Origin of the sequence: Gluconobacter vitians (assembly GCF_015244565.1) — a bacterium.
GTDB lineage: Bacteria > Pseudomonadota > Alphaproteobacteria > Acetobacterales > Acetobacteraceae > Gluconobacter > Gluconobacter vitians.
Window position 1 is genome coordinate 1 of sequence record NZ_JABCQG010000086.1, and the last position, 811, is coordinate 811.

General features: G+C 56.4%; 1 protein-coding gene. It reads right to left on the minus strand.

Annotation, left to right across the window (positions count from 1 at the left end):
* A partial coding sequence (locus HKD24_RS15175; RefSeq protein WP_194260972.1) for an IS5 family transposase occupies positions 1 to 811 on the minus strand: 811 nt, incomplete at both ends.

The following is an 811-nucleotide window of genomic DNA, read 5'->3' on the forward strand; positions in this document are numbered from 1 at the left end:
ACCGATCCTCATGGTGGCCCGGGTGATACCGACAGTTCGGATGAATAGACCCATTTGCGATTTCTGATCGGCAAAGACGTGCTCGACGCGGGAGCGGATCACCGACTTCCCGGCGTTGGATCTCTGGATATGCCGGGGCATAGGCTTGAGCTGCGGTTTTTTGCGATGAACCTTTGAGACAAAGCCCTGCTTTTCCATGAAGTCTTCATTGGCTTTGGAGCGATAAGCCGTGTCAGCCCAGACGCTTGAGGCCGTGTTGGTTTTATCCAGCAGCCCCTCTCTCAATCGCGCGCCATCACTGGCGGCGGCATGCGTTGTTTTCCATTTCCGGACGAACCGATACTTCCGGTCGATGGAGACGTGGGATTTGTAGCCAAAGAATGGGATAGCGAGATCACTCGACGGCATGGTTCCATCGTCCTGCCGCTTCGCCTTCGTGAACTTCAGCGTCCATCGCGCATGACGGTCCTTGTGCGACAGCTTTGCCGGTTTGTCCTGCCAGTTCTGTGGGATCCGTCCCTCTCGAAGATCGTCTTTCTCTGCGTTGGAGTTCCGCTGCTTTGGAGCAGCCACCAGCGTTGCATCCAGGATCTGGCCCGACATCGGCAGATAGCCTGCGTTCCGCAGGGTTGTATCAAAGCGATTGAACAGACCCTCGATCGCTCCCGCCTGCGTCAGGCGTTCACGGAACAGCCAGACCGTTTTGGCATCAGGCACACGGTCCGACAGCCCCAAGCCAAGGAAACGCATGAAGGATAAGCGGTCGTTGATGAGATATTCTGTCCGCTCATCAGACAGATTGTTGAGCGTC